2 protein-coding genes are annotated in these 1,748 nt (G+C 73.2%); both read left to right on the forward strand.

Annotated features, from left to right (window positions below; translation table 11 throughout):
• Positions 1 to 1,147 (forward strand): 3-carboxy-cis,cis-muconate cycloisomerase (pcaB, locus tag R6V09_RS52360; RefSeq protein ID WP_317888436.1); only part of this gene is annotated, 1,147 nt, incomplete at its 5' end.
• Positions 1,144 to 1,748: alpha/beta fold hydrolase (locus R6V09_RS52365; protein WP_317888437.1), on the forward strand; the 605-nt coding region annotated here is incomplete at its 3' end. The genes pcaB and R6V09_RS52365, both read left to right, overlap by 4 nt.

Raw genomic sequence — 1,748 nt, forward strand, 5'->3', positions numbered from 1 at the left:
CGACGTGGGCCGCTTCGACGTACGGTCCCTCGCGGAGCGCGCTCGCGCCGGCGGGAACCCGGTGATTCCGCTGGTCGCGGATCTGACGGAGGCGGTCGGTGGGGAGTACGGCCCGTATGTCCACCGGGGCGCGACCAGCCAGGACATCATGGACACCGCGACGATGCTGGTCGCCGCCCGCACCCTGGACCTGGTCCTGGCCGACCTCGCCCGCACGGAGCGTGCGCTCTCCCGGCTGGCCGCCGACCACCGCGACACCGCGCTGCCGGGCCGGACGCTGACCCAGCACGCCGTACCGACGGCCTTCGGGCTGAAGGCCGCCGGGTGGCGGTCGCTGGTGCTCGACGCGCGGGACCGGGTGCGGGTCGTACGGGACGGGCTGCCCGTCCAACTCGGTGGTGCGGCAGGCACGTTGGCGGCCTTCGCCGCATACGGCGCCGAGGACCCGCTCGCTCTGCCGGACGTGTACGCCCGTGAACTCGGGCTGGCCGCACCGCTGTTGCCCTGGCACACGCTGCGGACGCCGATCGCCGATCTCGCCGGGTGCCTGGCCTTCACGGCGGGAGCGCTTGGCAAGGTCGCCGCCGATGTTCTCGTGCTGTGCCGCACCGAGATCGCCGAGGTCTCCGAGGGCAGCGGCGGGGGTTCGTCGGCCATGCCGCACAAGGCGAATCCCGTACGGGCCACCCTGATCGCCGCCGCCGCGCGCCGGGCGCCGCAGCTCGCGGCCGTCCTGTACGGCTCGCTGGTGGCGGAGGACGAGCGGCCGGCCGGGGCCTGGCACGCCGAGTGGGAGCCGTTGCGCGAGTTGCTGCGGCTGGTCGGGGGCGCTGCGCGCGATACCGCCGAGCTCGCGGAGGGGCTGCGGGTGCACCCGGACGTAATGCGTCAACACCTGGATCTCACCCATGGGTTGATCGTCTCCGAGCGGCTGTCGACCGAGCTGGCGCCGCTGCTCGGGCGGGCCCGGGCGAAGGAGCTGCTCACGGAGGTCGCCCGGCGGACGTACGCGGAGGACCGTCCGTTGGCCGAACTACTGGCAGGAGAGCCAGAGTTGAAGGATCTCGACCTCTCCGCACTCACCGACCCCGCCCGCTACACGGGTTCCGCCGGAGCCCTCACCGACCGTGCGCTGGAGCGACGTTGACCGAGAAGCTGCTCGACTTCCGTGCCGAGGGGCCCGCTTCCGCTCCCCCGCTGCTGCTAGGGCCCTCGCTGGGCACGTCGTACGCCCTGTGGGACAAGGTCGCGCCCGAACTCTCCATCACCCGCCGGGTGATCCGCTGGAACCTGCCAGGACACGGGGGTTCGGCACCCGGTCTGATCGGTCCCGGGGCGACCGTGGGTGACCTCGCCGACCTGGTTCTCGCGCTCGCCGACTCCCTCGGGATCGGGCAATTCGCCTACGCGGGCGTGTCGTTGGGCGGTGCGGTCGGTCTGCATCTCGCCGTGCACCACCCGGAGCGGGTGTCGTCGCTCGCCGTCATCTGTTCCTCGGCGCACTTCAACGGGTCGAAGCCGTGGGAGGAACGGGCCGCGCGGGTACGGAGCGAGGGGCTGGACTGGCTGGCCGAGAACGCGAACTCCCGTTGGTTCACGCCCGGGTTCACCGTGCCGGAGCTGGTGGCCGACCAGCGGGCCGCCGACCCGGCCGCGTACGCCGCGTGCTGTGACGCGCTGGCCGCGTACGACCTGCGTGAGCGGCTCCCCGAGATCGGCGCGCGCACGCTGGTGATCGCCGGCCGCGA

It is taken from the genome of Streptomyces sp. W16 (genome assembly GCF_033194735.1).
In the GTDB taxonomy this organism is placed as follows: domain Bacteria; phylum Actinomycetota; class Actinomycetes; order Streptomycetales; family Streptomycetaceae; genus Streptomyces.